This window comes from Burkholderia sp. E168m23 (genome assembly GCF_016586125.1).
In the GTDB taxonomy this organism is placed as follows: domain Bacteria; phylum Pseudomonadota; class Gammaproteobacteria; order Burkholderiales; family Burkholderiaceae; genus Burkholderia; species Burkholderia orbicola.
In genome coordinates, this window is sequence record NZ_BCPP01001518.1 from 1 (window position 1) to 942 (window position 942).

The 942-nt window shown below is 67.6% G+C and carries 1 protein-coding gene; it reads right to left on the bottom strand.

Going from position 1 to position 942, the window contains the following annotated elements; genetic code table 11:
* A partial coding sequence (locus JMF90_RS38595) for an alkene reductase (protein ID WP_201326496.1) occupies nt 1–838 on the bottom strand: 838 nt, incomplete at its 3' end.
* Nucleotides 839–942 lie beyond the last annotated feature (104 nt).

The following is a 942-nucleotide window of genomic DNA, read 5'->3' on the forward strand; positions in this document are numbered from 1 at the left end:
TGCCTTCGACGACGTGAAGATAAGCGGCGAGCCCGGTCAGCCGGTCGGCGAACCGGTCGAACAGCGCCTGCGGTTGACTGTCGGCGATGCCGCCGAAATGCGGTGTGACCGGCGAAATGCGGACGCCCACGCGCGCGGCACTCACGACACGTCCGACCGCCCGCACGACGTCGAGCGGCAGCCGGATACGGTTGTCGATCGTGCCGCCGTAAGGGTCCGTGCGCCGGTTCGTACCGTCGCGCAGGAACTGATCGAGCAGGTAACCGTTCCCCGCGTGGATTTCGACGCCGTCGAAACCTGCCCGCAACGCGGCCTGCGCCGCATGCGAGTATTGCTCGACGATGCCTGGTATTTCATTCGTCTCGAGCGCGCGCGGTACGGGGTGCGGTTTCGGTCCGGCCGGCGTGAATGCCTGTCCGTCCGGCTGAATGGCCGACGGCGCGACGGGCAGGGCGCCGTCGGGCTGCAGATCGGGATGGCCGATGCGGCCGACGTGCGCGAGCTGGACGAAAATCCGGCCGCCTGCGCGATGCACGGCGTCGGTCACGCGTTGCCAGCCGTCGATTTGCGCATCGCTGTAAATCCCCGGCGTGAACGGATAGCCCTTGCCGAGCGGCGAAATCTGCGTGCCCTCCGTGACGATCAGGCCAGCCGACGCGCGTTGGGCGTAGTAGGTGGCGCTGAGCGCGCCGGGTACATCCCCGGCGCCGGCACGGCTGCGCGTCATCGGTGCCATCACGATGCGGTTGCCGAGCGTGATCCCGCCGAATTCGAGCGGGTCGAACAACGTGGCGCGGGTCGATGCCGCCCGGCCGGAAGGAGAGTTGTCGATCGTCATGATTCCATTTGCCTGTCGTGTTCATGGGGCGTCGACGCGCGATCCGGGATGCCCGGCGCGCACGCGTCGAGCGCTGCTGAACAGGAATTTAGGAGAATGCCGTG